The sequence below is a fragment of the Couchioplanes caeruleus genome (assembly GCF_023499255.1).
Lineage (GTDB): Bacteria > Actinomycetota > Actinomycetes > Mycobacteriales > Micromonosporaceae > Actinoplanes > Actinoplanes caeruleus_A.
This window is the reverse complement of the sequence record NZ_CP092183.1, coordinates 7675602-7699552: the sequence shown is the minus strand read 5'-3', so window position 1 is coordinate 7699552 and position 23951 is coordinate 7675602. Positions and strand designations below refer to the sequence as shown.

At 72.9% G+C, this 23951-nt stretch carries 25 protein-coding genes; 18 read left to right on the top strand and 7 right to left on the bottom strand.

What is annotated here, in order from left to right:
- Positions 1 to 90: 90 nt before the first annotated feature.
- Positions 91 to 1008: an NAD-dependent epimerase/dehydratase family protein gene (locus COUCH_RS35590; protein ID WP_249609523.1), complete on the top strand. Its 918-nt coding sequence runs from the start codon at positions 91 to 93 to the stop codon at positions 1006 to 1008.
- On the opposite strand, the gene COUCH_RS35585 is transcribed toward COUCH_RS35590, so the two are convergent.
- On the bottom strand, positions 1005 to 2423 hold the full coding sequence (locus tag COUCH_RS35585) for a gamma-glutamyltransferase (protein ID WP_249609522.1): 1419 nt from the start codon (positions 2421 to 2423) through the stop codon (positions 1005 to 1007). The two genes, COUCH_RS35590 and COUCH_RS35585, sit on opposite strands and share 4 nt — an antisense overlap.
- Before the next feature lie 49 nt (positions 2424 to 2472).
- On the opposite strand from COUCH_RS35585, the gene COUCH_RS35580 reads away from it, so the two are divergent.
- From COUCH_RS35580 to COUCH_RS35570, 3 genes are read left to right on the top strand one after another with little or no spacing between them, the layout of a single operon-like run.
- The gene (locus tag COUCH_RS35580; RefSeq protein ID WP_430640852.1) at positions 2473 to 3825 is read left to right on the top strand and encodes an MFS transporter; all 1353 of its coding nucleotides are present in this window, start codon (positions 2473 to 2475) and stop codon (positions 3823 to 3825) included.
- Between the two features lie 9 nt (positions 3826 to 3834).
- Positions 3835 to 5283 (top strand): pyridoxal phosphate-dependent decarboxylase family protein, encoded by a 1449-nt coding sequence (locus tag COUCH_RS35575; protein WP_249609521.1) that lies wholly within the window; start codon positions 3835 to 3837, stop codon positions 5281 to 5283.
- Positions 5284 to 5299: 16 nt separating this feature from the next.
- On the top strand, positions 5300 to 5884 hold the full coding sequence (locus COUCH_RS35570) for an NADH-quinone oxidoreductase subunit B (protein WP_249609520.1): 585 nt from the start codon (positions 5300 to 5302) through the stop codon (positions 5882 to 5884).
- 7 nt (positions 5885 to 5891) lie between these two features.
- Here the strand turns inward: COUCH_RS35570 and COUCH_RS35565 are convergent, their stop codons facing one another.
- Both COUCH_RS35565 and COUCH_RS35560 read right to left on the bottom strand, forming a co-directional pair.
- Positions 5892 to 6575, bottom strand: a complete 684-nt coding sequence (locus tag COUCH_RS35565; RefSeq protein WP_249609519.1) for an RICIN domain-containing protein — start codon at positions 6573 to 6575, stop codon at positions 5892 to 5894.
- Positions 6568 to 7074, bottom strand: a complete 507-nt coding sequence (locus COUCH_RS35560; protein WP_249609518.1) for a sigma-70 family RNA polymerase sigma factor — start codon at positions 7072 to 7074, stop codon at positions 6568 to 6570. Before COUCH_RS35560 ends, COUCH_RS35565 begins: the two co-directional genes overlap by 8 nt.
- A 145-nt stretch (positions 7075 to 7219) precedes the next feature.
- On the opposite strand from COUCH_RS35560, the gene COUCH_RS35555 reads away from it, so the two are divergent.
- From COUCH_RS35555 to COUCH_RS35545, 3 genes are all read left to right on the top strand, one after another.
- Positions 7220 to 8524 carry a DUF2252 domain-containing protein gene (locus COUCH_RS35555; RefSeq protein ID WP_249609517.1) on the top strand — a complete coding sequence of 435 codons (1305 nt, stop codon included), beginning with the start codon at positions 7220 to 7222 and terminating at the stop codon, positions 8522 to 8524.
- Positions 8525 to 8825: 301 nt separating this feature from the next.
- Positions 8826 to 9995 (top strand): NADH-quinone oxidoreductase subunit C, encoded by a 1170-nt coding sequence (locus COUCH_RS39285; protein ID WP_249609516.1) that lies wholly within the window; start codon positions 8826 to 8828, stop codon positions 9993 to 9995.
- A complete protein-coding gene (locus tag COUCH_RS35545; RefSeq protein WP_249609515.1) occupies positions 9995 to 10954 on the top strand; it encodes a complex I subunit 1/NuoH family protein in 960 nt (319 codons plus the stop codon). Before COUCH_RS39285 ends, COUCH_RS35545 begins: the two co-directional genes overlap by 1 nt.
- Before the next feature lie 9 nt (positions 10955 to 10963).
- Here the strand turns inward: COUCH_RS35545 and COUCH_RS35540 are convergent, their stop codons facing one another.
- The gene (locus COUCH_RS35540) at positions 10964 to 11371 is read right to left on the bottom strand and encodes a RidA family protein (protein WP_249609514.1); all 408 of its coding nucleotides are present in this window, start codon (positions 11369 to 11371) and stop codon (positions 10964 to 10966) included.
- A gap of 92 nt (positions 11372 to 11463) precedes the next feature.
- Here COUCH_RS35540 and COUCH_RS35535 point away from each other — a divergent pair, with 92 nt between their 5' ends.
- Positions 11464 to 11850 carry a winged helix-turn-helix transcriptional regulator gene (locus COUCH_RS35535; RefSeq protein WP_249609513.1) on the top strand — a complete coding sequence of 129 codons (387 nt, stop codon included), beginning with the start codon at positions 11464 to 11466 and terminating at the stop codon, positions 11848 to 11850.
- Positions 11851 to 11897: 47 nt separating this feature from the next.
- Here the strand turns inward: COUCH_RS35535 and COUCH_RS35530 are convergent, their stop codons facing one another.
- Positions 11898 to 12320: a hypothetical protein gene (locus tag COUCH_RS35530; protein ID WP_249609512.1), complete on the bottom strand. Its 423-nt coding sequence runs from the start codon at positions 12318 to 12320 to the stop codon at positions 11898 to 11900.
- 277 nt (positions 12321 to 12597) lie between these two features.
- Between COUCH_RS35530 and COUCH_RS35525 the strand changes: the two genes are divergently transcribed.
- From COUCH_RS35525 to COUCH_RS35480, 10 genes are all read left to right on the top strand, one after another.
- Entirely contained in the window at positions 12598 to 13227 is a 630-nt protein-coding gene (locus COUCH_RS35525) for a NuoI/complex I 23 kDa subunit family protein (RefSeq protein ID WP_249609511.1), read from the top strand.
- Positions 13224 to 13757 carry an NADH-quinone oxidoreductase subunit J family protein gene (locus tag COUCH_RS35520; protein ID WP_249609510.1) on the top strand — a complete coding sequence of 178 codons (534 nt, stop codon included), beginning with the start codon at positions 13224 to 13226 and terminating at the stop codon, positions 13755 to 13757. Before COUCH_RS35525 ends, COUCH_RS35520 begins: the two co-directional genes overlap by 4 nt.
- The gene (gene nuoK / locus COUCH_RS35515) at positions 13757 to 14077 is read left to right on the top strand and encodes an NADH-quinone oxidoreductase subunit NuoK (RefSeq protein ID WP_249609509.1); all 321 of its coding nucleotides are present in this window, start codon (positions 13757 to 13759) and stop codon (positions 14075 to 14077) included. The genes COUCH_RS35520 and nuoK overlap by 1 nt, the downstream gene beginning before the upstream one ends.
- Entirely contained in the window at positions 14074 to 15954 is a 1881-nt protein-coding gene (locus tag COUCH_RS35510) for an NADH-quinone oxidoreductase subunit 5 family protein (RefSeq protein WP_249609508.1), read from the top strand. The genes nuoK and COUCH_RS35510 overlap by 4 nt, the downstream gene beginning before the upstream one ends.
- Entirely contained in the window at positions 15951 to 17492 is a 1542-nt protein-coding gene (locus COUCH_RS35505; protein ID WP_249609507.1) for a complex I subunit 4 family protein, read from the top strand. The genes COUCH_RS35510 and COUCH_RS35505 overlap by 4 nt, the downstream gene beginning before the upstream one ends.
- Positions 17489 to 18961 (top strand): NADH-quinone oxidoreductase subunit N, encoded by a 1473-nt coding sequence (locus COUCH_RS35500; RefSeq protein ID WP_249609506.1) that lies wholly within the window; start codon positions 17489 to 17491, stop codon positions 18959 to 18961. The genes COUCH_RS35505 and COUCH_RS35500 overlap by 4 nt, the downstream gene beginning before the upstream one ends.
- Positions 18962 to 18992: 31 nt before the next feature.
- Complete coding sequence (locus COUCH_RS35495; protein ID WP_249609505.1) at positions 18993 to 19547, top strand: RNA polymerase sigma factor; 555 nt, start codon at positions 18993 to 18995, stop codon at positions 19545 to 19547.
- Complete coding sequence (locus tag COUCH_RS35490; protein ID WP_249609504.1) at positions 19547 to 20338, top strand: hypothetical protein; 792 nt, start codon at positions 19547 to 19549, stop codon at positions 20336 to 20338. The genes COUCH_RS35495 and COUCH_RS35490 overlap by 1 nt, the downstream gene beginning before the upstream one ends.
- Before the next feature lie 108 nt (positions 20339 to 20446).
- Positions 20447 to 21334 carry a zinc metalloprotease HtpX gene (gene htpX, locus COUCH_RS35485; RefSeq protein ID WP_249609503.1) on the top strand — a complete coding sequence of 296 codons (888 nt, stop codon included), beginning with the start codon at positions 20447 to 20449 and terminating at the stop codon, positions 21332 to 21334.
- Between the two features lie 112 nt (positions 21335 to 21446).
- Positions 21447 to 22706 carry an MFS transporter gene (locus COUCH_RS35480; protein WP_249609502.1) on the top strand — a complete coding sequence of 420 codons (1260 nt, stop codon included), beginning with the start codon at positions 21447 to 21449 and terminating at the stop codon, positions 22704 to 22706.
- Positions 22707 to 22715: 9 nt separating this feature from the next.
- Here COUCH_RS35480 and COUCH_RS35475 read toward each other — a convergent pair whose 3' ends face one another.
- Together COUCH_RS35475 and COUCH_RS35470 are read right to left on the bottom strand one after the other, a co-directional pair.
- Entirely contained in the window at positions 22716 to 23291 is a 576-nt protein-coding gene (locus tag COUCH_RS35475) for a SigE family RNA polymerase sigma factor (protein ID WP_249609501.1), read from the bottom strand.
- On the bottom strand, positions 23288 to 23908 hold the full coding sequence (locus COUCH_RS35470) for a permease-like cell division protein FtsX (RefSeq protein WP_249609500.1): 621 nt from the start codon (positions 23906 to 23908) through the stop codon (positions 23288 to 23290). The genes COUCH_RS35475 and COUCH_RS35470 overlap by 4 nt, the downstream gene beginning before the upstream one ends.
- Positions 23909 to 23951 lie beyond the last annotated feature (43 nt).

The following is a 23951-nucleotide window of genomic DNA, read 5'->3' as shown; positions in this document are numbered from 1 at the left end:
GTGCCACAGCGAGAGCACTGCTCTTGACGACGTCGCTCGAACGCGGGATGGTGTTCGCAACAGAGAGCACTGCTCGCAAAGGAGAGCGCTATGTCGAACCACGTGATCGTCGGTGCCGGACCGGTGGGCTCCTCGGTCGCCCGCCTCCTCGCCGACGCCGGGGAGAACGTCCGCATCGTGACGCGCAGCGGCTCGGGCCCGGAACATCCGCTGATCGAGCGCATCGCCGCCGACGCCGGCGACGCCCGGCGCCTCACCGAGCTGACCCGCGACGCCGAGGTGCTCTACAACTGCGCGAACCCGCCGTACACGAAATGGCCCCAGCTCTGGCCGCCCCTGTCGGCCGCGATGATCACCGCGGCCCGGGAGAACGATGCGGTCCTCGCGATCACCGGAAACCTCTACGTGTACGGCCCGCAGCCGGGCGGCCGCATGTCGGAGCACACCCCGCTCGCCGCCACCGGACGCAAGGGCCGCGTGCGCATCGCCATGTGGCAGGACGCCCTCGCCGCCGGCATCCGTACGCTCGAGGCGCGCGGCTCGGACTACGTGGGCGCCGGCGCCACCGGGGTGGTCTCGGCGGTGCTCGCCCCCGCGATGGCCAAGGGCCGGACGGCGTGGATGCCCGGCGACCCGGACGCCCCGCACACCTGGACGTACGTCGGCGACATGGCCCGTACGCTCGTCGCCCTCGCCCGCGACCAGCGCGCGTGGGGCCGGGCCTGGCACGTGCCGTCCACGCCGGCGATCAGCGTCCGGGAGCTGGCGTCCCGCTACACCGCGCTGTCCGGCACCCCGGCGGTCCGGATCCGCAGGCTGCCCCGGCCGGCCATGCGCACGGCCGGGCTGGTGATCCCGATGGCCCGCGAACTGGCCGAGATGGACTACCAGTTCTACGGTCCGTTCCTGCTCGACTCCACGGAGACGGAGCAGACGTTCGGCCTTCGGGCGACCGCCCTCGACATCGCGCTGAAGGAGGAGGCGGCATACGCAGGCCTGACCCACTAAAGCAGCAGGCCCACCCCGCCGCGCCGCGGGTCGCCGGCGGCCCCGCCGACGCCGACGGCCGTGACCCCGCCGAAGTAGTGGTTGAGCTCGGACCATTCGTGGATCAGCCACCCCGCTTCCGCGAGCGCCGCCAGCTGGTCGCCGGGGCAGCCCGGCTCGGCGTGGACCGTGTCGTCGACGACGTGGAAGCGGGGCCGCTGGATCGCGGCCTCCATGTCGAGGTCGTCGACGAGGACGCCGACCAGCGTGCCGATCAGCGCGGTGCGGATGCGGGAGGCGCCGGCCGATCCGGCCGCCACGGCCAGCGCGCCGGTCTCGTCGATCACCACGAGCGGGCACATGTTGGACGACATCCGGCGTCCGGGCGCGAGGTCGGCGGTGATCAGTTCGCCCTCGCCGAGCATGGAGTTGAGGTTGATGCCGAGTCCGGGGAGCCAGACGCCGGCGCCGAGGCCCATCGTGGTGGTGATGACGCAGGCGTTGCCGTCGCCGTCGACCACGGACACGTTCGTGGTGTCGCCGATCTTCTGCCGTCCGCGGTCCCGCAGCGCGGCGGCCAGGGCGACCGCGCGCTCGGGCCCGGGCAACTGCGGCAGCGAGGCGGGCAGCGCGGCGATCGTGTCGACGGTCCGGTTGAGGTCGTGCCGGGCCCGCACCCGGTACGCCCCCAGCGACGCGTGGTCCACGGGCGTCTCGAGCACCCGGTACGAGGCGAGGTCGTGGGGCCCGAGTGAGCCGCCGGCCGCCCGTACGGTGTCGACCATCAGGGCCGCGTACGCGCCGGTGTAGAACAGGGCGGGCCCGTCCGCGGCGAGAGCCTCCAGCGCGGTCGCGAGGCCGGGGTGGAACAGCCGGTCGCCGCCCTCGAGCAGCCGGTCGCCCGGTGCGTAGATCGCCGCTCCTTCGCCGTACGCGAGGGCCGGCGCGCACGACTCCAGCGTGCGTGCGTGCGCGGCCGGCAGGGACACCCCGGTGACGGCGAGCTCGTACGCCGGCGCCACCAGCGACTCCCACGGCAGCCGCCCCCAGCGCCGGTGCACCTCACCGCAGCCCGCGGGCACTCCCGGCACCGCGACGCTCGCCCCGCCGATCGAGTAGACCTGCGGCACCCCGCCGAAGAACACGTCCACGGCGACCATCGGGCCGGCCGTGCGGTCGCCGTCCGTACCGGGCACGGCCACGAAGAAGTCCAGGCACGTCACCTCGCCGGAGGCCGCGTCGAGGTAGGTGCAGAACCCGCCCCCGCCCAGTCCGGTGTAGATGGTCTCGGCCACGCAGGTCGCGAGCACCGCGGCCACGGCGGCGTCCGCGGCCGTCCCCCCGGCTCTCAGGATCCGCAGCCCCGCGGCTGCCGTCTCCGGGTGGCTGGCGGCGACCCCGGCGGCGACCCGCCGGGACGATGCGGACATCTTCATTCGGCGAAGCGTAGGCGCAGCCGCTCCCGCGTGGTTACCATCCGCGTCCATGACACCAGCCGGTCCCTCGCCCGAAGTACCGGCGCCGGACCGGCTGAAATCACCGCAGACGGCGCAGCAGCCCCCGCTGCCGCGTCGCACGCTGGCCGGATATGCGCTGGGCTCCCTGGTCACGGGGCCTTTCGGTACGGTTCCCGGCTTGCTCCTCCTGCCGTATCTCACCGACACGCTGGGCGTGGCCGCGGGCGTGGCGGGGCTGCTCGTCCTGCTGCCCAAGGCGTGGGACGTGCTCGTCAACCCGGTGGCCGGCCGGATCTCCGACCGCACCGGGGACCGCCGCCCGTTCCTGCTCGGCGCCGGCCTGCTGCTAGCCGTCCTGTTCGCGGCGATGTTCGCGGGGCCCTTCCGCGGCGCGGGACCGGCCGGCGCCTACGTCGCCGTCGCCTTCCTCGCCGCGGCGACCGCGTACGCCTTCTTCCAGGTGCCCTACGTCGCGATGCCGGCCGAGCTGACCGACGGGTACGCCGAGCGGACCCGGCTCATGACCTGGCGCGTCGCGGTCCTGGCGCTGGCCATCCTGGTCTCCGGCGCGCTCGCCCCGCTGGTCGTCGACCTCGGCGGCGGCGGCCGCGCCGGCCACCGGTGGTCCGGCGTGTTCGTCGGCGCCCTCATCGTCGTGGGCACGCTCGGCGTCTTCTTCGGTACGCGCACAGCAGAGTCCAGGACAGCACCGGGCGCGGAACCCAGCTGGCGCGGGCAACTGCGGACAGCGGCAACGAATGTGCCGTTCCGTGGTCTGCTCGCCTGCTGGGTGGTGCAGGCCGCCGGCATCGGCACGATGCTCGCGGGCGTGCAGTACTTCGCCGACCACGTCATCGTCCAGAAGTCCGGGGCGACCTTCCTCTTCGCAGCGTTCGTCGGCCCCGCCCTGCTCGTCATGCCGCTGTGGACCCGGGTCGGCGCCCGCGCCGGCAAGCTGCGCGCCCTGATCCTGGCCTCGCTCCTCTTCGCCGCGGGAGCTCTCGGGCTGCTCTCGGCCGGCCACGTCCCTGCCACGCTCACCTACCTCGTCGTCGCGCTGATCGGCTGCGGTTACGCCGGCCAGCAGGTCTTCGCCCTCGCGATGCTCCCCGACTGCATCGCCCACGACACTGCCAGAACGGGCCGTCGCCAGGCGGGCGTCTTCACCGGCCTGTGGACAGCGGGGGAGACGCTCGGCCTCGCCCTCGGCCCCGGCCTGTTCGCCCTGGTCCTGCAGCTCTTCGGCTATGTGCCGTCATCCACAGGAGCGGCAGCGGCGCAGGACTCGACCGCGCGGCTGGGGATCCTGCTCGGCTTCACGGTCGTCCCGGCACTCCTCGTAGGAGCGGCGGTCCTGCTGCTGCGGCGATACGAGGACTAGCTTGGGGCGATGATCGACGCGTTGCCGCCCGAGGGCGTACCGGCCGGGCAGGTGCTCGCAGAGCTGGGCAAGCTGCGGGAGGCCGACCTGCCCACACACGGCGGCCGGCTCTTCGCGTACGTGTACGACCCGGCCGTCGCGGGCCTCGACGAGCTGGCGCGGGCGGCGTACGCGATCTCCGCCCACGTCAACGGCCTGGACCCGACCGCCTTCCCCTCGCTGCTCGCGATGGAGAACGCGCTGGTCGCGGCGGCCGGCCGGCTGCTCGGCGGCGGCCCGGGCACGGCCGCGCCGGACGTGGTCGGCAGCGTGACCAGCGGCGGCACGGAGTCCCTGATCCTCGCGGTGAAGGCGGCCCGCGACGCGGCGGCCACCGAGCGCCCGCGGCTCGTCGTGCCGTCCACGGCGCATGCCGCCTTCGCCAAGGCCGCCCACTATCTGCGCGTCGCGCTCGACGTGGTGCCCGTCGGCGACGATCTGCGCGCCGACGTCGCGGCGACGGCGGCGGCAATCGGTCCCGACACCGTTCTCGTCGTCGGCTCGGCGCCCTCCTACGCGCACGGCGTCGTCGATCCCATCCCGCAGCTGGCCGCGCTCGCCGCCGACCGCGGGGTCCGCTTCCACGTGGACGCCTGCTTCGGCGGCTGGGTGCTGCCCTATCTGCGGCGGCTGGGCGCGGGCCTGCCGGACTTCGGCTTCGACGTGCCGGGCGTCACGAGCATCTCGGTCGACCTGCACAAATACGCGTACGCGCCCAAGGGCGTCTCGGTCTTGCTGCATCGCGACGCGCGCCTGCGACTGCCGCAGTTCTTCGCGTACGCGGACTGGCCGGGCTACACGATGGTCAACCCGGTCGTGTCCTCCACGCGTTCCGGAGGGCCCATCGCGGCGGCGCTGGCGACGGTGCGCCACCTCGGCGACGACGGCTATCTGAAGCTGGCCGCCACGACGCGCGACGCGGTGACAGTGCTCGCGAATGCGGTCGAGGCCACCGAGGGCGTACGCCTCTTCGCCCCGCCCGAGACCACCGTCGTCTGCCTGACCGCCACGGACGACGTCGACCCGTTCGTGCTCGCCGACGAGCTGGCCGCGCTCGGCTGGCACACCCAGCCTCAGATGGCGTACGCGAACCTCCCCCCGACCATCCACCTCACCGTGACCGCCGCGGTGGGCGCGACCGCCGACCAGTTCGCGCCGGACCTCGTCGCCGCCGTGGCGGCGACCCGCGCCCGCGGCCCGGTGCAGCTCCCGGCCGAGCTGATGCGGGCAGCGGGTGCGCTGACTCCCGAGGCCGTCACGCCCGAGCTCATCGAGGGGCTCGCCGGGGGGCTGGGCCTGGGCGACGGCGTGGGCGGTCCGATGGCGGCGGTGAACACACTGCTGAACGCCGCGCCGCCGGCCCTGCGCGAGGCGTTGCTCGCCGGTTTCCTGAGCCTGCTCCAGAGGCCCTCCTGGTGAGGGGTAGGTTGGCACGGTGGCCGGTCTGCCAGGAGTGCTCGGGGAGCCCATCAAGTTCGTGCTGAACTGGGGGCGCCGCTACTCGCTGTGGGTCTTCAACTTCGGGCTCGCGTGCTGCGCCATCGAGTTCATCGCCACCAGCATGGGCCGGCACGACTTCATGCGGCTCGGCGTGATTCCGTTCGCGCACAGCCCTCGCCAGGCCGACCTCATGGTCGTGTCGGGCACGGTCACCGACAAGATGGCACCGGCGATCAGGCGGCTCTACGACCAGATGCCCGAGCCCAAGTACGTCATCTCGTTCGGCTCCTGCTCCAACTGCGGCGGGCCGTACTGGGACTCGTATTCGGTGACCAAGGGCGTCGACCAGCTCATCCCGGTCGACGTGTACGTGCCCGGCTGCCCGCCGCGGCCCGAGGCGCTGCTGCACGGCATCCTGCGGCTGCAGGAGAAGATCGCGGCCGAGGAGTCGGGCCCGGGCGGGGTCCCGCGCCCCGACCCGCTGAGCGCGCGCGAGCTCGTCCCGGGTCCGCCGGAGCCCGCCCAGGTCCGCGACGCCGCCTCGCTCACCGCACCGATGGTGCGCCGGCCCGCCACCTGATCGCGGCTCACCTGTCGAACGGGATGGTCTGCAGGCCCGTCCGCCCGCCGTCGCCGGCGATGAGCAGGCCGTTGTCGACGTGCAGGATGCCGTAGCGGCCCTCCAGCTCGAACTGCCCCGAGTCCCCGGCCGGCACGACCCGCCACGTCTGCGCCTCGTCGCCGGACCGGCACGGCTGCAGCACCAGGGCGGCACGGGCGGTCGCCGTGACGCACTCGTTCCAGGCCGGGGGTGCGATCCACACCTCGTTCGTCCCGGCCGCCGGCGCCGGACGCAGCGCCATCTTCGTGGAGTCGCCCTTCGCCGTACCGGTGAAGTCCACGACGCCGCCCTGCCCGACCTCCAGGAAGCGGTCCACGCCGTCGTCCGCGACGTCGATCAGTACGCCGACGTTCAGGTCGATTCCCATCTCCTCCAGCTGCGTCACGTCGGAGCTGACGGAGCTGGACGGCAGCACCCGCGGCGAGATGCTCACCGGCGGCACGGCCGGCGTCTCGTTCCCGGGCCGGCCCAGCGCGAGTCCGATCCCGAACCCGGCGAGGAGCACGGCTGCGAAGGCCGCCACGGCCGCTCGGCGCGTACGCCGCCGGGCCGCCCGTTCCCGGATCGTCCGCGCGGGCGCCACGGTGGCGGTGCGCTGCACGTGCTCGGCGTACGCGTGCAGGCCTTCCTCGATGCGGTCGTCAGACATCGCGTCCCTCCCGACCCATCGCAGTGTCCTCGGTCAGATGCTCCGCCAGGGCGCGCCGCCCCCGGGCCAGCCAGGTGGTGATCGTCCCCGCCGGCAGGCCGGTCTCCCGGTGGATCTCGGTCACGCTCAGCCCGGCGAGGTGGTGCAGGACGATCACGCGGCGCTGGCCGGGGGGTATCCGGCGCAGCGCCTCGACCACCGCGACGTGGTCCGGGTTGAGCGCCTCGACGTGCCCGTCGACCGCGTCCCGGCGGTGTGCCTGCAGCCGGCTGACGGCCTTGCGCCAGGTGCTCACCGCCTGCCGGTACGCGACGCGGCGTACCCAGGCCTCCGGGTCGTCGTACCGGCTGATCCTCTGCCACCGGTTCCACGCCCGCAGGTACGCCTCCGCGACGGCGTCCTCGGCCTCGGCCTGCCCGCCGACCATCATCGAGACGTGGGCCAGGACGCGACGCGCGGACGTCGCGTAGAACGTGTCGAAGTCCTCAGCGTCGCGCATGGGCTCCTTCCCGGGATGTGCCTCACACACGCGCCGCCGAGGCGCCCGATTGCGCGAGAAGATCACGAACGGGTCACGGTCCGTCCGTCGCTTCGTCGTGTCTGTGACATACAGGTATAGCCAGCGAGGTCTACCCTTGGCGATCATGAGCGACCAACCGCGGGCCGACGTCATCATCGACGTGCTGACCAGGGAATTCGGCGAGCTGATGGCGATCGATCCGGCGGCGTTCCGGCGCAAGTTCCGGAAGATGGCGGCGTCGCCGTTCGCGTTCTACCGGGGCAGCGCGTCCCTGTTCTACGCGGATCTGACCGGCCCGTTCCGCGACGACCGGTTCCTCGACGAGCGGACCAGCCGGGTGTGGATCCACGGCGACCTGCACGCCGAGAACTTCGGCACGTACATGAACTCCTCCGGTCAGCTCGTCTTCAACGTCAACGACTTCGACGAGGCGTACGTCGGCCCGTTCATCTGGGACCTCAAGCGCTTCGCGGCCAGCGTCGCCCTCATCGGCTACAGCAAGGCCCTCTCCGACGACGTGATCACCTCGCTGGTCACGACGTTCGCGGACGCGTACCTGACGGAGCTGCGGGCCATCGCGCACGGCGGCGACGACGCCATCGGCTCGATCACCCTGGACAACGCCGACGGCGTCCTGCGCCGCGTGCTCCAGGAGGCCCGGCTCAACACCCGGGTGGACCTGCTCGCCGCACAGACCACGGTCGACGACTACGAGCGCCGCTTCTCGCTCGGCGACGGCGTGTACGAGGTCGACGAGGCCACCGCCGCCACGGTCACCGCGGCCTTCCAGAACTACCTGCACACCCTGCCCTCACAGGGCACGGGCGTGTCGGCGAACATCAAGGACATCAAGCTGCGCAAGGGCGTGGGCATCGGCTCGGCCGGGCTGCCCTCGTACAACCTCCTGCTCGAGGGGCACACCCAGGCGCTGGAGAACGACGTCATCATCTACATGAAGCAGGCCCAGGTCCCGGCGGTCGCCCGCTGGATCGACGACGAACGGGTCCGCGGCTACTTCCAGCACCAGGGTCACCGTACGGCCGAGTCGCAGCGGGCGCTGCAGGCCCACGCCGACCCGTGGCTGGGCTACACCGAGCTCAACGGCGTCGGCCAGCTGGTCGCGGAGGTCTCCCCGTACGCCAGCGACCTCGACTGGTCCGACGTCAACGAGCCGGAGGAACTGACCGGCGTCCTCGCCGACCTGGGCCGCGCGGTGGCCCGCATGCACTCGGTCGCCGACGACGAGTCCAGCCACGACCTGGTCGACTTCTCGACGGAGGAGTCCATCGTGGCGGCGGTCGACAAGGACGAGGCCGGCTTCGTGGGGCTGCTGGTCGAGTTCGCCCACCGGTACGGCGACCAGGCCCGCGAGGACCACCAGGACTTCGTCGACCTTTTCCGCAACGGCCGCCTCCCCGGCCTCGCCTGACCCGGGCCGCCTTCTTCCGCTGCCGGCCGGTCCGCCTTCTTGCCGCCGGTGGGCCTTCCTGGCCGGTCTGCCTTCATGCTGCCGGTCGGCCTTCATGGCCGATCCGCTTTCATGCTGCCGGCCGGCCTTCCCGGCCGGTCTCCCTTCTTGCCGCCCGCCGGCCTCCTGGTCGGTCCGCCTCCTTGCTGCCGGCCGGCCTTCGCCGCCCGGTCCGGTCTCCGCGGCCGAGCGGGCCCGCGTTATCCACAGGCTCGCGGCCGCGGGACCGGGGCCGGCCGGGCCGGATCATAGGATGGTCGGCATGACGCCCGAAGAGGTCGGCGAGCGGATGGTCGCGCTGCTGACGGCCGACGATGCCGACGCCCCCGTGGACCCTTCGGCGCTGACCACGAGCGTGTCCGGCGGCGGCCCGGGCCACGAACGCGCGGTCCTCGACGTTCCCCCGGCGCTGTGGTGGACCGCGCTGCGCGCCGCCCGAGACCCCGGCGCCCTCGGCTGCGACTACTTCGACTGGCTGTCCGCGGTCGACGAGCTCGACGAAGGCTTCACCGTCGTGGCCCACCTGTGGTCCACGCGACGCAAGCACGGCCTGCTGATCCGCACCCGCGTGCCCCGCGAGAACCCGGTCGTGGAGTCGGTCGTCGACCTGTACGCGGGCGCAACCTGGCACGAACGCGAAACCCACGAGATGTTCGGCATCGGCTTCGACCGCCACCCCGACCTGCGCCCGCTGCTGCTCCCGCCGGAGTTCGAGGGTCACCCGCTGCGCAAGGAGTTCGTCCTGGCCTCCCGCGTCGCGAAGGCCTGGCCGGGCGCGAAGGAACCGGGCGAGTCGGAGGCCGGCGTGGCCAAGCGCGCCCCGATGCGCCCGCCGGGCGTACCGGACCCGAACGACTGGGGCCCGCTCAAGGGCAAGGTCCCACCCCCGGAGACCCCGGCCCGCCGCGCCCCCGGCGCCCGCCCGTCCGGCGACCGCCTCGCGCGCCCCGCGGGGGACCGCCCGGCCCGCCCGGCCCGCCCGGTGGGGGAGGGCCCCGCACGTCCGGCCCGTCCCGCCCCGGGTGATCGCCCCGTTCGCGACATCCCGGACCGCGCCACCCCCGGCGACCCCAAGGCCGAGACCAGGCCGCCCGCCCAAGACCCGGCGGAGACCACGCCGCCCGCCTCCGCCTCCGCCGCGCGCCCCGAGGCCGAGGCCGCACCGCCCGCCCCCTCCGGCCCGGCGGCCGAGACCACGCCGCCCCCCGGTCCGCCCTCCACCCACGCCCACGCCGCTGGGGCGGCCAGCGCTGCGGAGGCGGCCGACGCCGCCGACGCCGCGGCGGCCCAAAACACCGACGCCGCGCCCGCCGACGCGCCGGCCCGAAACGCGGACGCTGCGCCGGCCCGAAACGCGGACGCTGCGCCGGGCCGAAACGCGGACGCTGCGCCCGCGCCGAACGCCGACGAAGACGACGAGGGGACGCGCTGATGCCGCTCTGGCTCGACCTGCTCGTCCGGGTCGTCGCGGTCGTCGCCGCCTTCCTCGTGCTGCCGCTCGTCGTCGGGCAGGCCGAACACAAGGTCATGGCGCACATGCAGGGCCGGCTGGGTCCCATGTACGCGGGCGCCTTCCACGGCTGGGCGCAACTCGTCGCCGACGGCGTCAAGTTCGTGCAGAAGGAGGACATCACCCCGCGGGACGCCGACCGCCGGGTGTTCCAGCTGGCGCCGATCGTCGCGCTGTTCCCGTACCTGTTGGTGCTGCTGGCCGTGCCGCTCGGGCCCGGTGGCCTGGTCGCCCAGGCCCTCGACGTCGGTCTGTTCTTCGTGCTCGCCGTGCTCGGCGTGGGCGTCGTCGCCGTGCTCATGTCCGCGTGGGCGTCGGCGAACAAGTACAGCCTGCTCGGCGGCTTGCGGGGCGCCGCCCAGCTCCTCGGCTACGAGCTGCCGCTGGTGTTGTCCGCGGCGAGCGTCGCCATGGCCGCGGGCACGCTGAGCCTGCCGGGGATCGTCGAGGCCTGGTCTCCGTGGTGGCTGCTGTGGCAGGCGCCGGCCGCGTTGGTGTTCTTCGTCTCCGGCCTGGCCGAGATCCGCCGGCCCCCGTTCGACATGCCGATCGCCGACTCGGAGCTGGTGTTCGGCTACATGACCGAGTACACCGGGCTGCGCTTCGCGTTCTTCCTGCTCGCCGAGTACGTCGGCATCGTCGTGATCGCCGCGCTCACCACCGTGCTGTTCCTCGGCGGCTGGCACGGGCCGGCCGCGGACCACCTCGGCTGGCTCTGGACGCTCGTCAAGATCTTCGCGGTCTCGTTCGTGATCATCTGGTTGCGGGTGAGCTACCCGCGGCTGCGCGAGGACCAGCTCCAGCGCCTCTGCTGGCTGGTGCTGGTGCCGGTGTCGCTGGGCCAGCTGGTGCTCACCGCGGCGGTGAAGGTCGCGCTCTGACCCGCCCGGTCAGTCGATGACCGCGGTGGCTTCGACCTCGACCAGATGCTCGGGTACGTCGAGAGCCGCCACACCCAGCAGCGTGGCCGGCGGCGTCACGGGTGTACCCAGCCGTGCGGCCGCGCGGGCGATGCCGTCCAGGAGCGCGGGCATCTGGTCCGGGGTCCAGCCGGCGACGTGGACGTTGAGCTTCGCCACGTCGCGGAAGGAGGCGCCGACCCCGGCCAGCGCGGTGCCGACGTTGAGGTAGCACTGCTCGACCTGCGCGGCCAGGTCGCCCTCGTCGACCGTCTTCCCGTCCGCGTCCCAGGCCACCTGGCCGGCAACGAAGATCAGCTTCGATCCGGTCGCCACCGACACCTGCCGGTACACGTCGACGGTCGGCAATCCGGTGGGGTTCACCAGCGTGATGGTCATGCCTGCCTCCTGGTCACTTGTGGTTACCCAGGAACCGTAGGAGAGTGCCTGGCGGCAGGGTAGAGCGCACTTTTTCGTGACTGGGGAACCCGATGGTGACCAAGCAGGCCGGCGGCGGTCTCGACGAGGCGGATCTGACCCGTGCGGACTCGCTGGCGCGGGAAATCTTCTCCGACGTGGCCAACAAGTGGGCCCTGTTGATCATCGAGAGCCTCGGTGACCGGACGTTGCGCTTCACCGAGGTCCGTAGGGAGATCGAGGGCATCAGCCACAAGATGCTCACCCAGAACCTGCGCATGCTCGAGCGGTACGGCCTTGTCGAGCGCACGGTCCACCCCACGATCCCGCCCCGCGTCGAGTACGCGCTCACCGAACCGGGCCGGGCCCTGCGGGAGACGGTCAGCGGCATGTGCGATTGGACCCACCGCTATCTGGGCCACATCGAGGCTGCCCGCAGCGCCTTCGACTCGGCGGGCTGACGGCCGGGCGGCGCGGGCCACCCGGCCGTCGTGGCCGGCGGGACGGATCAGGTCAGCAGCGTGACGGTGTAGTTGAGCGTGGTGCCGCTGGCCGTGTACGTGGCCGTCTGCCCGTTCGCGCAGTACGACACGAAGTTGTTGCCGAGCACGTCATCCCCGGCGGTGGCGTGCACGAGCGGCCGCACGTCCACGCCCTCGTCCAGGGCCGTGGAGGTCAGGTCGACCAGTCGCCACTGGTTGATCGGGTAGTCGTCGGTCGGCGCGGACAGCTGCCCGTCCCGGGTGGTGATCTGGAAGTTCATGACGAAGCCGCCGTTGTTGACGACGGCGACCTTCTGCACGCACGGCGTCGCCTGCTGCGCGGTGGGCGCGGCCGCAGCAGGCTGAACGGTGGCGCCCAGCAGGGCGGTGGCGCCGGTGGCGGCGAGCGCGGCGGTCAGGCCGGCCCGGGTACGGGTGGTGACGGTCATCAGCGTTCCTCCACTGTGGTCGGTGGCTTGCTGTCGAGCAGCTCAGTAACCGGACACACGGGACGCAAACTGACGATCATCTTTATTTACGATCAAAACTGTGAACCCACTGAACAGTGACCTCGCAGGCAAATCCCCCGCTACGCCGTGACGCCGACGAACTCGGGCCTCGAACGGAGGATGAGGGCGTCCGGAAGAAACGGACAAATCGCCGTACTGGAAGATCTGGTGGGGGTGTGCTCGCCTCCGGTCCGGCGACCGGGCAGGATATGCGGTTATGAGTGAGCACGGGGAGCGGTCCGCGCCCGGCAAGGGCCTTCTCGACGGGCTCGCCGTGACGCTCAAGACGATGACCAGGCGGTCCGGCACCCAGCAGTATCCCGACGTCGAGCCCGAGCTGCCGCCGCGCTCGCGCGGGGTCATCGCGCTGCTGGAGGAGAACTGCACGGTCTGCATGCTGTGCGCGCGGGAGTGCCCGGACTGGTGCATCTACATCGACTCCCACAAGGAGGAGGTCGTCGTCCCCGGCGCGGCGCGGGCCCGGCAGCGCAACGTGCTCGACCGGTTCGACATCGACTTCTCGCTGTGCATGTACTGCGGGATCTGCATCGAGGTGTGCCCGTTCGACGCCCTGCACTGGTCGCCCGAGTTCGAGTATTCGGAGCTGGACGTGCTCGACCTGCTGCACGACAAGCAGCGCCTCGGCGAGTGGATGCCGACCGTGCCGCCGCCGCCCGCCCACGACGTGCTCGGCGAGCCGTCGAAGGAGGAGGCCACGGCCGCTCGCAAGGCCGCCGGCCCGGGCGCGGCCACTCCGGCCAAGACAGCCCGCCCGGCAGCGACCCGCCCCGGACCGGCCGCGAAGGTCGAGCCGGGGGAGAAAGCGGAGCCGGGAGAGGGCCGGTGACCGTCGCCGACGCGCTGCTGCTGGCGCTCGGCGCCATCGCCGTGGGCTCGGGCGCCCTCGTCGTCACCAGCGCCCAGATCGTGCGCGCCGGCCTCTACCTGGTGGTCAGCCTCGGCGCGATGGCCGGCCTCTACCTCGTCCTCGGCGCGGAGCTGGTCGCCTGGGTGCAGGTCCTGGTGTACGTCGGGGCCGTCGTCGTCCTCCTGCTGTTCGCGGTCATGCTCACCCGCGCACCCCTCGGCCCCTCGCCGGACCTCGACCGGCCGGCCTGGCCCGCGCTGATCGTCGGCGGCGGCGTGGGGGTGGGGCTCGCCGCCCTGCTCGTCGACGCCTTCCGCTGGACGATCTACGCCCTGCCGGAACCCGGTACGACCGACCGCATGGGCGCCGAGCTGTTCGGCTCCTGGGTGCTGCCGTTCGAGGTGCTGTCGATCTTGCTGCTCTCCGCCCTGGTAGGCGCCATCGTCCTGTCCCGCCCCGACATCGGCGTTCCGAAAAACGACGAAGAGCACGCGGGAGCGGAGATCTGATGCACGCGGTCATCCCGTACGTCACCGCCGCCCTGCTGTTCGGCCTGGGCGTCTACGGCGTCCTGCGCCGGCGCAACGCGATCCTCGTGCTGATGGCGGTCGAGCTCATGCTCAACGCCGTGAACCTGCTGCTGGTGACCGCCGACGTCACCCTGCCGGCGCCGGGCGGCCACCGCGGCGGGGCGTTCGCCCTGTTCGTGATCGTGCTGGCCGCCGCCGAGGTGGGCGTGGGCCTCGCGATCGTCCTGCAGTACTACCGGATGCGCTCCGCCGTACACGTGGACGAGGTCGCGCTGCACCATGAGCCGGAGGCCGGATGACCGCCGACGTCCTGACGCCGCTGCTCCCCGGCGTACCCCTGCTTCTGGGCCTGATCGGTCTCCTCCTGAGGCCCGACCACAAAGCTTCGAGAGCGCTCGGCACCGGCGGCGCCGCGCTGGCTCTGCTGATCACCGTCGTGTTGCTGATCGTGGTCGACGAGCCGATCGAGGTCACGCACCGCTGGGTGACCTTCGGGGACCTGCCGGTCACGCTGGGCTTCTCGCTGGGACCGGCCGCCCTGTACGTGGCCGTCGCCGTCGCCGTGGTCGCGCTGTGCGTGCAGGTGTACTCCGTCGCCTACCTGCACGACGACTCGCGGTACGCCCCGTACGCCGCGCAGGTCAGCCTCTTCACCGGCGCCATGCTGCTCGTCGTCTCGGCGAACGACCTGATCCTCCTGCTGCTCGGCTGGGAGATCATGGGTGTGTGCTCGTACCTGTTGATCGGGCACGACCGGCGGCTTCCCGAGGCGCCCGCGGCGGCCGTGAAGGCGTTCCTGGTGACCCGGGTCGGCGACGTGGGGTTCCTGCTCGGCATCGCCTGGCTCGGCGTGTGGGCGGGCAGCTTCCGGATCTCCGACATCCTGGCCCACGGCGGCGTCCCGACGGTCGCGCTACTGCTCATCCTGGCCGGCGTGGCGGGCAAGAGCGCGCAGTTCCCGCTGCACACCTGGCTGCCGGACGCGATGGCCGGCCCGACGCCGATCTCCGCGCTGATCCACGCCGCCACGATGGTCGCCGCCGGCGTGTACGTGGTCTTCCGCCTCTTCCCGCTCTTCGCCCAGTCACCGGCGGCACTGGCCGTGCTGGGCGTGATGGCGTCGATCACGCTGCTGCTCGGCGCGTTGTCGGCGACCGCCCAGGACGACCTCAAACGGGTGCTGGCCTGGTCGACGGTGTCCCAGATCGGCTACATGACCGGCGCGCTCGCGGTCGGTTCCCCCGCGGCGGCGCTGTTCCACCTGCTCACGCACGCCGCGTTCAAGGCGCTGCTGTTCCTCGCGGCGGGCGCGGTCATCCACGCGGTGGGCAGCAACCTCATGTCGCGCATGGGCGGGCTGCGTGAGCACATGCCGGTGACGTTCTGGTGCTTCGTGGCGGGTTTGGGCGCGCTGGCCGGCGTACCCCCGCTCGCGGGTTTCTGGTCCAAGGAGAACGTCCTGGTCGCGGCCGCGCACGCGACCGAGGGCGACGGCCCGGCCCCGGCCTGGGTCGGGTGGGTGGTCTGGGTCGCCGCGCTGGCCGGCGTCGCCATCACCGCCTGGTACGCGACCCGCCTGCTGCTGTACACCTTCTTCGGTCACGCCCGGTCACGCACGGACGAGTGGCACGCCGGCTTCAGTGACGCCCACTACGAGGGTGCGCCGGGGGCCCCGCACGAGCCGCCGGCCCTGATGCGCTGGCCGGTGCTGCTGCTCGCCGTCCCGGCCGTCCTGCTGGGCCTGGCTGCCTTCCTGCCCGGCTTCCGGTCCGCCCTCGAGCTCGAGCCGCCGCACCTGAGCGTCTCGATCGTGCTGCCGCTGGTCCTGCTCGTGCTCGGCGCGGGCAGCGCGTGGTGGCTCTGGCACACCGGCCCGGGCGTGGACCCGGCGCAGGCCCTCGGCCGGTCCCGGCCGTTGTTCGCCGCCGGCTTCCACCTGGACAAAGTGCAGAACCTTCTGGTCGTACGCCCGGTACGCGCGTTCGCCGGTGCCGTGCGACTCGTGGACGAGAAGGTCGTCGACGCGGCCGTGGAGGGCGCCGGCACCTCGACGACCCGCCTCGGCACCGCGCTCGCCGCGGCCCACCGGGCGGCGCTGCCCCGGGCCGCCGTCGCCGTCTTCACCGGCGCCCTGCTGCTCGGTGTTGTCGCCGCCATCTACGGAGCCGCGTCATGATGAGCCCTCCCGGCGTCCCGGCCGCCCTGCAGCTGCTGCTGATCGCCGTGCTCGTGGTGCCCGCGGCCGGTGCCGTCGTGGTCGCCCTGCTGCCCGCCCGCATGGACCGGAGTGCGCGGGTCGTCGCCACGGTGTTCGCCGCGGTCACGTTCGTCGCGACGCTGCTGCTGGCCGTACCGTCGTCACGGGATCTGGGCTGGGCGCGCTACACCACGTCGGACGCCGTGCCGGTGGTGCCGTGGTCGGAGGTGCAGGCGCCGTGGGTGCCGTCGCTGGGCATCGAGTTCCACCTGGGCGTGGACGGCGTCTCGTACCCGCTGGTCGTGCTCACCGGGCTGTTGACGCTGCTGTGCTGCGCGTACACGGTGTGGAAGGTGCCTGCCGGAGGCTCCGGGCGTACGCTCGCCGCCCTGCTCCTGGTCCTCGAGGTCGGCATCCTGGGCACCTTCCTCGCGCTCGACCTGGTGTTGTTCTTCGTGTTCTTCGAGGTCGTCCTGCTGCCCATGTACGCCGTGATCGCCGGCTGGGGTGGCGCGGACCGGCGGCGGGCGGCCCGCAAGTTCGTCCTGTACACGCTGTTCGGCTCGGTGCTGCTGCTGCTCGGCGTCTTCACCGTGGTCGTTGCGGCCGGCACCGGCGACCTGCTCGCCCTCGCCGGCGGCTACGGCCTCTCGCGGACGACGCAGCAGGTGGCGTTCGCCCTGTTCGCGGTGGCCTTCGCGGTGAAGGCGCCGCTGTGGCCGCTGCACACGTGGCTGCCCGACGCGCACACCGAGGCTCCCACGGTCGGCAGCGTGATCCTCGCCGGCGTGCTGCTCAAGATGGGCACGTACGGCCTCATCCGGGTCGGCGTGGGTGTCGCGCCCGAGGGTGCGGCGTGGGCCGCGCCGGTGCTGGGCATCCTGGCGGCCGCCGCGATCATCGCCGGATCGCTGGTGTGCCTGCGGCAGACCGAGCTGAAGCGGCTCATCGCGTACTCCAGCGTCGGGCACATGGGCTTCGTCCTGCTCGGCATCGCCACGCTGACCGTGACCGGCGTGCAGGCCGCGCTGATCGGCAACGTGGCGCACGGCGTGATCACCGGCCTGCTGTTCTTCCTGGCCGGGGCGATCAAGGACCGGGCGCACACCGGCGACCTCGGCGCTCTCGGCGGCCTGCGGGAGACCGCGCCGCGGCTCGCCGGCCTGCTGGGCTTCGCGGCGATCGCCTCACTGGGCCTGCCCGGGCTGGCCGGCTTCTGGGGCGAGGCCTTCGCGGTCGTCGCCGCGGTCGAGCGGGGCGGCCCGCTGTGGATCACGCTGGCCGTGGTGGCGGCGATCGGCGGCGCGCTCACGGCCGCGTATTTCATGCGGCTGCTGCGCCGGGTGACCCACGGCCCGGCGACCGAGGCGGTGACCGGCTTCCCGGCGATCTCGCGCCCCGAGTGGATCGCCTGGGCGCCGCTCGTCCTGCTCGCACTCGCGGTCGGCCTGGTGCCGGCGCTCGTGCTCGCCGCCACCGCCGACCCGGTGGCCGCCCTGACCGGAGCGCTGCGATGACCCAGGCCGTCAACCACGTCGCCCTGCTCCCGCTGTACGCCGCGGCCGGCACGGCGCTGCTCGTGCTCGTCGCCGACCTGGCGTTCGCCCGGTTCCAGGTCCTCGCCGGCATTCTCGGGAGCGTCGGTACGGCGGTCTGCGCGCTCGCCGTCCCGGGGCGGCCGTCCACGTTCTGCAGCGGCGACCTGTGCTCGTGGATCACGACTCCGCGGGCCGCCCTGACCACGGTGATCTTCGCCGCGCTGACGGCCGGGGTGCTGGCCCTGTCGGCGCCGTCGCTGCGGATGGGGCTCGCGCCCCGCGGCGAGGTCAGCTTCCTGCTCACCTGCTCGATGACCGGCGGGGTCGTCGTCGCGTACGCCGGGGACCTCATCACGCTGATCGTCGGCCTCGAGACGCTCACCCTGCCGCTGTACGTGCTGGTGGGGCTGCGCCGGGTCCGCGAGTCCCGGGCCGGCGCCTCGGCCGCGGTCACGTTCTTCCTGGTCAGCGTCGTGTCCACGGCCGTTGCCCTGCTCGGCGCCGCCCTCCTGTACGCCGCCACCGGCGCGCTGCACCTCTCGGCGCTGACCGCCGGCACGGGACAGTTCCGGTCGCTCGCGGCGGTCGGCGCGGCGATGGTCGTGGTCGGCTTCGCGTTCAAGGTCGCGGCGGTTCCCCTGCACGCCTGGGCGCCCGCCACGTACGACGGGGCGCCGGTGCCGGTCGCCGCGTACCTGTCGACGGCCTCGAAGCTCGGCGGCGTCCTCGCGCTGGTCGCGGTCATCCAGCGGCTCGACACGGGACCGCTGGTCGCGGTGCTGGCCGTGCTCACGATGACGGTCGGCAACCTGGTCGCGCTGCGCCAGACCCGGATGGTCCGCCTGCTGGCGTGGTCGTCGGTCGCGCAGGCCGGCTACATCATCGCGCCGCTGGCGGCGGGGGCGGCCGGCATCGACGCGGCTCTCGCGTACGCGGTGTTCTTCGTCGCGCTCGAGTTCCTCGCCTTCAGTGTGATCACCGCGTTCCGACTCCCCGGCACGGACGGCGGCGACCTCGACGACTACCGCGGCGCCGGCCGGCGCAACAGGTGGCTGGCGGCGGCGTTCGTCCTGGCCCTGGCCGGGCTGGCGGGCCTGCCACCGGGTCTGGCCGGGCTGTTCGCCAAGGTCGCGGTCGTGCAGTCGCTCATCTCCGCGAACTGGGGCTGGCTCGCCGGCGTGGTCGCCGTCAACGCGGTGATCGCCCTGGCCTACTACGTCCGGGCCGCCGCCCTGCTCTACACGGCGCCCGCCCCGGTGGGCGTCCACCTGACGGGCCCGGTGGCGGCCGGACCGGTCGCGGTGGCCGACCCGGACCTGCTCCGGGCCGCCACCCAGCCGCGGATCGCCGTGGCGCGACCCGTGGCGGCGGCCATCGCGGTGGCGGCGGTGGTCACGGTGGCGCTGGGCTTCGCGCCCCAGGCGATCTTCGATTTCCTCAACGGCTGAAACACCTGCGCCGCTGTCGACATATTGAGGTGTGGCAGACACGCGAGAACGGCACCGCTACGAGCAGGTGTACGCGGACACGTACGCCGACCTCGTACGGTTCGTGGTCCGGCGCGGACAGCCGGCCGACCAGGCGGAGGACGTCGCGGCCGAGGCCTTCACGGTGGCGTGGCAGCGCCTGAGCGACCTCCCCGGCGACCTCGGCGAGGCCCGCGCCTGGCTCTTCGGCATCACCCGGCATCTGCTGCTGGCCAAGCACCGGTCCGACTCCCGCGGGCAGGCGCTGTCGGTACGGATCGCCGGCCAGGCCGCCCTCGACGGGCAGACGCTCGAGCACGACGATCTCGTCGCCACCTCGGTGGACCTGGCGAACGCCTGGACCCGGCTCAGCGCGATGCACCAGGAGGCCCTGAGCCTGTCGGTGTGGGAAGGGCTGACCGGCGCCCAGGCCGCGCGGGTGCTGGGCATCTCCCCGGTGGCCTTCCGGATCCGCCTCAGCCGTGCCCGTCGCCTCCTCAAGCACAACCTCGCCAGTCCTTCGGACGCTGTGGCGCCCGCGGCCCGCAGTGAGAAGGGATTCGTGTGATGACCCTCGACGACCAGCTCCGCCACCATGATCCGGCCCATGACGTCCCCGACGACCTCGGCCGCTCGCCACGCGCCATGGCCACGCTGGCCCGCGTGACCGCGACAGAGCAGACCGTCCGCCCCCTCCGCAGGAAGCGCGTCGCCCGGTACGCCGTGGCCGCTGTGGTGGCGGTAGTCGGAGTCGTCGTCGCCCCCATCCTCGGTGCCGACGACGCGGCCTTCGCCACCTGGGACGCAGACCCGCAACCGGCCACGCGACAGGAAGCCGCCCACTACGCGAAGGAGTGCGCGGAGTGGACCCGCGTCCCGCTCGGCGACTATCAACCCCAGGTCGTCGAGGTACGCGGCTCCTGGGTGATGACCTACCTGGCGTCCGCGGACGGCGAGGCGCAGTGCCTCAGGTCCACCGCCCCTTCGCCGGGCTTCGTCGACGGCGAGAACGAATCGATGTCCGGTGCCCTCCCGGACACCCCGCCCGCGGACGGCCTCGCCACCACCGGTGTGCTGAAGACGTCCGGAGGGTTGTCGAGCACCCAGTTCATGGTCGCGGGCAAAGCCGGCCCGGAGGTCACCGGCGTCGTCTTCGAGGCCCAGGGCAGGCAGGTCCGGGCCACGGTCACGAACGGTCGCTTCACGGCCTGGTGGCCGCAGCGCGAGCCGGACAACCTGTGGGGGCTGATCATGGACGAGACCGGCTACAACGGCTCGACGAATCCGCGGGTCACCATCACCCTCAGCGACGGTACGAGCCACACCGAGCGGATCCGGAAGTACGACGTGAACTACTGAACAGAGCGCAGCCGCTCAGCCAACTCACAGTCACTTCCGGATGATTTCCCGGCGCGGCGATGTTCCATCAGACGTGGGCCCACCGGCCCGTGTGCTGAAGGAGTGATCATGCACAGCCATCACAACGGCCTCAAGACGGCCGCTCTGCTGGGTCTGCTCACCGCCATGATTCTCGCCGTCGGGTACTGGATCGGCGGAAGCGGCGGCCTGGTCTTCGCCGTCGTCCTGTCGCTGGCGATGAACGCCGGCACCTACTTCTTCTCGGACAAGATCGCGTTGCGGGCGATGCGCGCGCAGCCGGTCACCGAGGCGGAGTTCCCCGCGCTCCACCAGATCGTCCGGGAGCTGGCCACGGAGGCGGGCCAGCCGATGCCCCGCCTGTACGTGAGCCCCGCGCTGCAGCCCAACGCGTTCGCCACCGGTCGCAACCCGCGCAACGCCGCCGTGGCGGTGACCGTGGGCATCACCCAGCTCCTCGACCGGCGGGAACTGCGCGGCGTCATCGGCCACGAGCTGTCCCACGTCTACAACCGCGACATCCTGATCTCCAGCGTCGCCGCCGCCCTGGCCGGGATCATCACGATGTTCGCCCAGCTCGCGATCTTCCTGCCGCTCGGCGGATCGGACGACGACGACGGCCCGAACCCGGCCGCGCTGCTGCTCATGCTGATCCTCGGCCCGCTCGCCGCGTCGATCATCCAGCTGGCCATCAGCCGCAACCGCGAATACCAGGCGGACGCCTCGGGTGCCACCCTCACCCGGGACCCGCTCGCCCTGGCGAGCGCCCTCGAGAAGATTCAGTACGGCGCCCAGCGCATGCCCCTGCCGGCCGAGGGTCAGCTGGCCACCTCGGCGCACCTGATGATCGCCAACCCGCTGCGCAGCGGCGGCATCGCGGGGCTCTTCTCGACGCACCCGCCGATGGCCGAGCGCATCAGGCGCCTGCACCAGCTGGCCGCGATCACCGGTACCGGCCCGGTGCAGTTCCAGCGCTGAGTGCCGCCTCACAACCCGGTAGCCGAGCCGCCTCCGACAGTTAGGGTCGGAGGCGGCTTTCGCTCGTTACACCCCCATCGCCGATCGTTTCGCCTGACCCGGGAGGAGGACCGTGACCGCGTTGCGTCAGTACCTCGGCGTCTGGCGCATGCCGGGCGGCCGGGTCCTGCTCGTGGTCGGCATCCTCGCCCGTCTCGGCATCGGCATGACTCCGCTCGCCCTGCTCCTGCTGGTGCAGCAGGCGACCGGCCGGTACGCCGCCGCGGGCCTCGCCGGCGGTCTGTACGCGCTCGCCGGAGCGGTGGTCAGCCCCGTCGCCGGGCGCATCGCCGACCGGATCGGCCCCACGCCCGTCCTGCTGCTCACCGCGGCCCTGCACCCCGTCGCGCTGGCCGGGCTCATCATCGCCAGCCGTGGCGGCGCGGCCGCCCTGCCGGCGATTGTCGGGGCGGCGGCGGTGGCCGGGGCCACGTACCCGCCGCTGAGCGCGGCGATCCGGCGGGCGTGGACCGACGCAACCGCCCCCGGCACCGGCCACCATGCCCTGCGCGCCGCGGCGATGGCGGCCGAGACGTCCCTGTTCGAACTGGTCTTCGTGCTCGGCCCGATGCTGGTCGCGGCGTTCGTCGTGGTCGCACACGACCCGGCGGTGGCGATCGGCTTCGCGGCGGTGGCCACGCTGGGCGGGACGGTACGGGTCGCACTGCTGCCGATCATGCGGCACTGGACGCGGCACGAGTCCGCCGAGGGCGCGCGGGGACTGGGCCCGCTCAAGGCCGACGGCTTCCCGGCGCTGCTGCTCTGCGTCGCCGCGCTGGGCATCGCGTTCGGCGCGGCGGGGGTGATCGTTCCCGCGTACGCCAACCGGCACGGCGGCGGCGACGGCCTCGGCGGGATCCTGCTCGGCGTCTGGGGCATCGGCAGCGCGATCGGCGGCATCTGGTTCGGCACCCGCCGCCCCGCGATGGCCCTGGCGCGACAGTTCGCCTGGCTCCTCGCGGCGGTCTCGGTCAGCTTCCTGATCCTCGCGGTCATGCCGAATCCGTTGGCCCTCGGCGTGGCCCTCGTCGTGGGCGGCGCCACGATCGCGCCGGCGCTCACGGTGGAGAACAACCTGGTGGGCCGCCTTGCGCCCGCGGCGATGCTGAACGAGGCGTACACCTGGGTGGTGACCGTGTCCGTCGGAGGCAGCGCAGCGGGCGGCGCGGTCGCCGGGGTGATCGTCGACCAGCCGGGCGGCCTGCCCTGGTCCTTCGTCTTCGCCGGCACGGTCCTGATGCTGGCCGCGGCGGCCGCGGCGCTGCCCGGGGGCCCGATAGCCCGCGCCGACGGGCAGGCCGACGAGCGCCTGCGCGAGGCACTCGCCGGCTAGAACCGCGGCTCAGCCGTCGATGAAATCGTCGCCGAGCAGGGAACGCAGGCGGGCCAGGGCCCGGGCGGTGCGCATCTTCACCACGGAGACGGAGACGCCGAGGATCGTGGCCACCGTGTCGACGCTGTGGTCCTCGGCGTGCCGCAACACCAGCACGGCCCGGTCCTCCACGGACAGGGTGGCCAGCGCGTCGACCAGGGCGAGGCGCAGCTCGGGCGTACCGGCCGCCGCGCCGTCCGGCTTGTCCGGCAGTTCGGCCAGCACGATCTCGGAGCCGCTGCGCCGCCGCTGCTGGTCGAAGACGAGGTTCATCAGCACCCGCCGGCTGTAGCCCTCGGGGTTGGTGCCGGTGCGGATCCGGTCCCAGGACGCGTACATCTTGGTGAAGGTCTGCTGGGTCAGGTCCTGGGCGAGATGCCAGTCCCGGCACATCAGGTACGCGCTGCGGCGCAGCCGGGTGGCGGCGGACTCGACGAACGCCGTGAACTCCGCGTCCCGGGCGGCCTTCGTACGGCGACGGCCGACACCCCACCCGGCCAGCGCACCGCCCTCCACCGGCCGGGCCGGGATCACGGTGTCCGTCACTGGACGCCTCCGATCGGGGCGCTCGCCGGGCACACCCTGCCGACGACATCCTGGACCCCGTCCATCGCGGCGTACGTCGCCAGCAAGCCCCTGTACTGCGATCGGTCCACCATCCGCAGCCGGTACGACTCGGGGAGCTGACTCGGGCTGACCGCCGCGACGAAGTCCGGGCTGTCCGCCCACAGCCTGCGGAACCGTTCCCAGGCCTGCTGGCGGTTCTCGAACTGCAGCTCCGCGACCCGCGGATCCCCGCGCAGCGCCGCCCCCAAGGCCGAGCGCTGCCGGTCGGTCGCCTCGGCGCCCAGGAAGATGGCCACGTCACTGGCGCCGCTCTCCACCGGCTTCTCCGAGCAGGACGGCGCCGCCACCGGCATCATCGCCGCCGCGATCGTCATCGCAGGCCCGGCCGATTCCGTCGCGCCCGACCGCAGGCTCACCCCACCCACCACGGCCAGCAGGGCCACCACACCGGCGGCCACACCGGCGCCGGCCACCTGCCGGCGCCGCCGGCGGATCCGTGCGCCCTCGGCGATGGCGGCGAGCGCCATCTCCCCGGGGTCGGCGCCGGGGTCGTCGGTGACCGCCCGATCGAAGTGCTGCCGCAGGTCCGCGTCCACCGGTCCTCCTCGCTGTCCGTCCCGGTCCCCGCTGGGCCCGGGC

Excerpts from the sequence above, each read along its gene's own strand:
- COUCH_RS35590 (WP_249609523.1), top strand. The coding sequence starts at position 91 with ATGTCGAACCACGTGATCGTCGGTGCCGGACCGGTGGGCTCCTCGGTC.
- COUCH_RS35585 (WP_249609522.1), bottom strand. The coding sequence starts at position 2,423 with ATGAAGATGTCCGCATCGTCCCGGCGGGTCGCCGCCGGGGTCGCCGCC.
- COUCH_RS35580 (WP_430640852.1), top strand. The coding sequence starts at position 2,473 with ATGACACCAGCCGGTCCCTCGCCCGAAGTACCGGCGCCGGACCGGCTG.
- COUCH_RS35575 (WP_249609521.1), top strand. The coding sequence starts at position 3,835 with ATGATCGACGCGTTGCCGCCCGAGGGCGTACCGGCCGGGCAGGTGCTC.
- COUCH_RS35565 (WP_249609519.1), bottom strand. The coding sequence starts at position 6,575 with ATGTCTGACGACCGCATCGAGGAAGGCCTGCACGCGTACGCCGAGCAC.
- COUCH_RS35560 (WP_249609518.1), bottom strand. The coding sequence starts at position 7,074 with ATGCGCGACGCTGAGGACTTCGACACGTTCTACGCGACGTCCGCGCGT.
- COUCH_RS35555 (WP_249609517.1), top strand. The coding sequence starts at position 7,220 with ATGAGCGACCAACCGCGGGCCGACGTCATCATCGACGTGCTGACCAGG.
- COUCH_RS39285 (WP_249609516.1), top strand. The coding sequence starts at position 8,826 with ATGACGCCCGAAGAGGTCGGCGAGCGGATGGTCGCGCTGCTGACGGCC.
- COUCH_RS35545 (WP_249609515.1), top strand. The coding sequence starts at position 9,995 with ATGCCGCTCTGGCTCGACCTGCTCGTCCGGGTCGTCGCGGTCGTCGCC.
- COUCH_RS35540 (WP_249609514.1), bottom strand. The coding sequence starts at position 11,371 with ATGACCATCACGCTGGTGAACCCCACCGGATTGCCGACCGTCGACGTG.
- COUCH_RS35535 (WP_249609513.1), top strand. The coding sequence starts at position 11,464 with ATGGTGACCAAGCAGGCCGGCGGCGGTCTCGACGAGGCGGATCTGACC.
- COUCH_RS35530 (WP_249609512.1), bottom strand. The coding sequence starts at position 12,320 with ATGACCGTCACCACCCGTACCCGGGCCGGCCTGACCGCCGCGCTCGCC.
- COUCH_RS35525 (WP_249609511.1), top strand. The coding sequence starts at position 12,598 with ATGAGTGAGCACGGGGAGCGGTCCGCGCCCGGCAAGGGCCTTCTCGAC.
- nuoK (WP_249609509.1), top strand. The coding sequence starts at position 13,757 with ATGCACGCGGTCATCCCGTACGTCACCGCCGCCCTGCTGTTCGGCCTG.
- COUCH_RS35510 (WP_249609508.1), top strand. The coding sequence starts at position 14,074 with ATGACCGCCGACGTCCTGACGCCGCTGCTCCCCGGCGTACCCCTGCTT.
- COUCH_RS35505 (WP_249609507.1), top strand. The coding sequence starts at position 15,951 with ATGATGAGCCCTCCCGGCGTCCCGGCCGCCCTGCAGCTGCTGCTGATC.
- COUCH_RS35500 (WP_249609506.1), top strand. The coding sequence starts at position 17,489 with ATGACCCAGGCCGTCAACCACGTCGCCCTGCTCCCGCTGTACGCCGCG.
- COUCH_RS35490 (WP_249609504.1), top strand. The coding sequence starts at position 19,547 with ATGACCCTCGACGACCAGCTCCGCCACCATGATCCGGCCCATGACGTC.
- htpX (WP_249609503.1), top strand. The coding sequence starts at position 20,447 with ATGCACAGCCATCACAACGGCCTCAAGACGGCCGCTCTGCTGGGTCTG.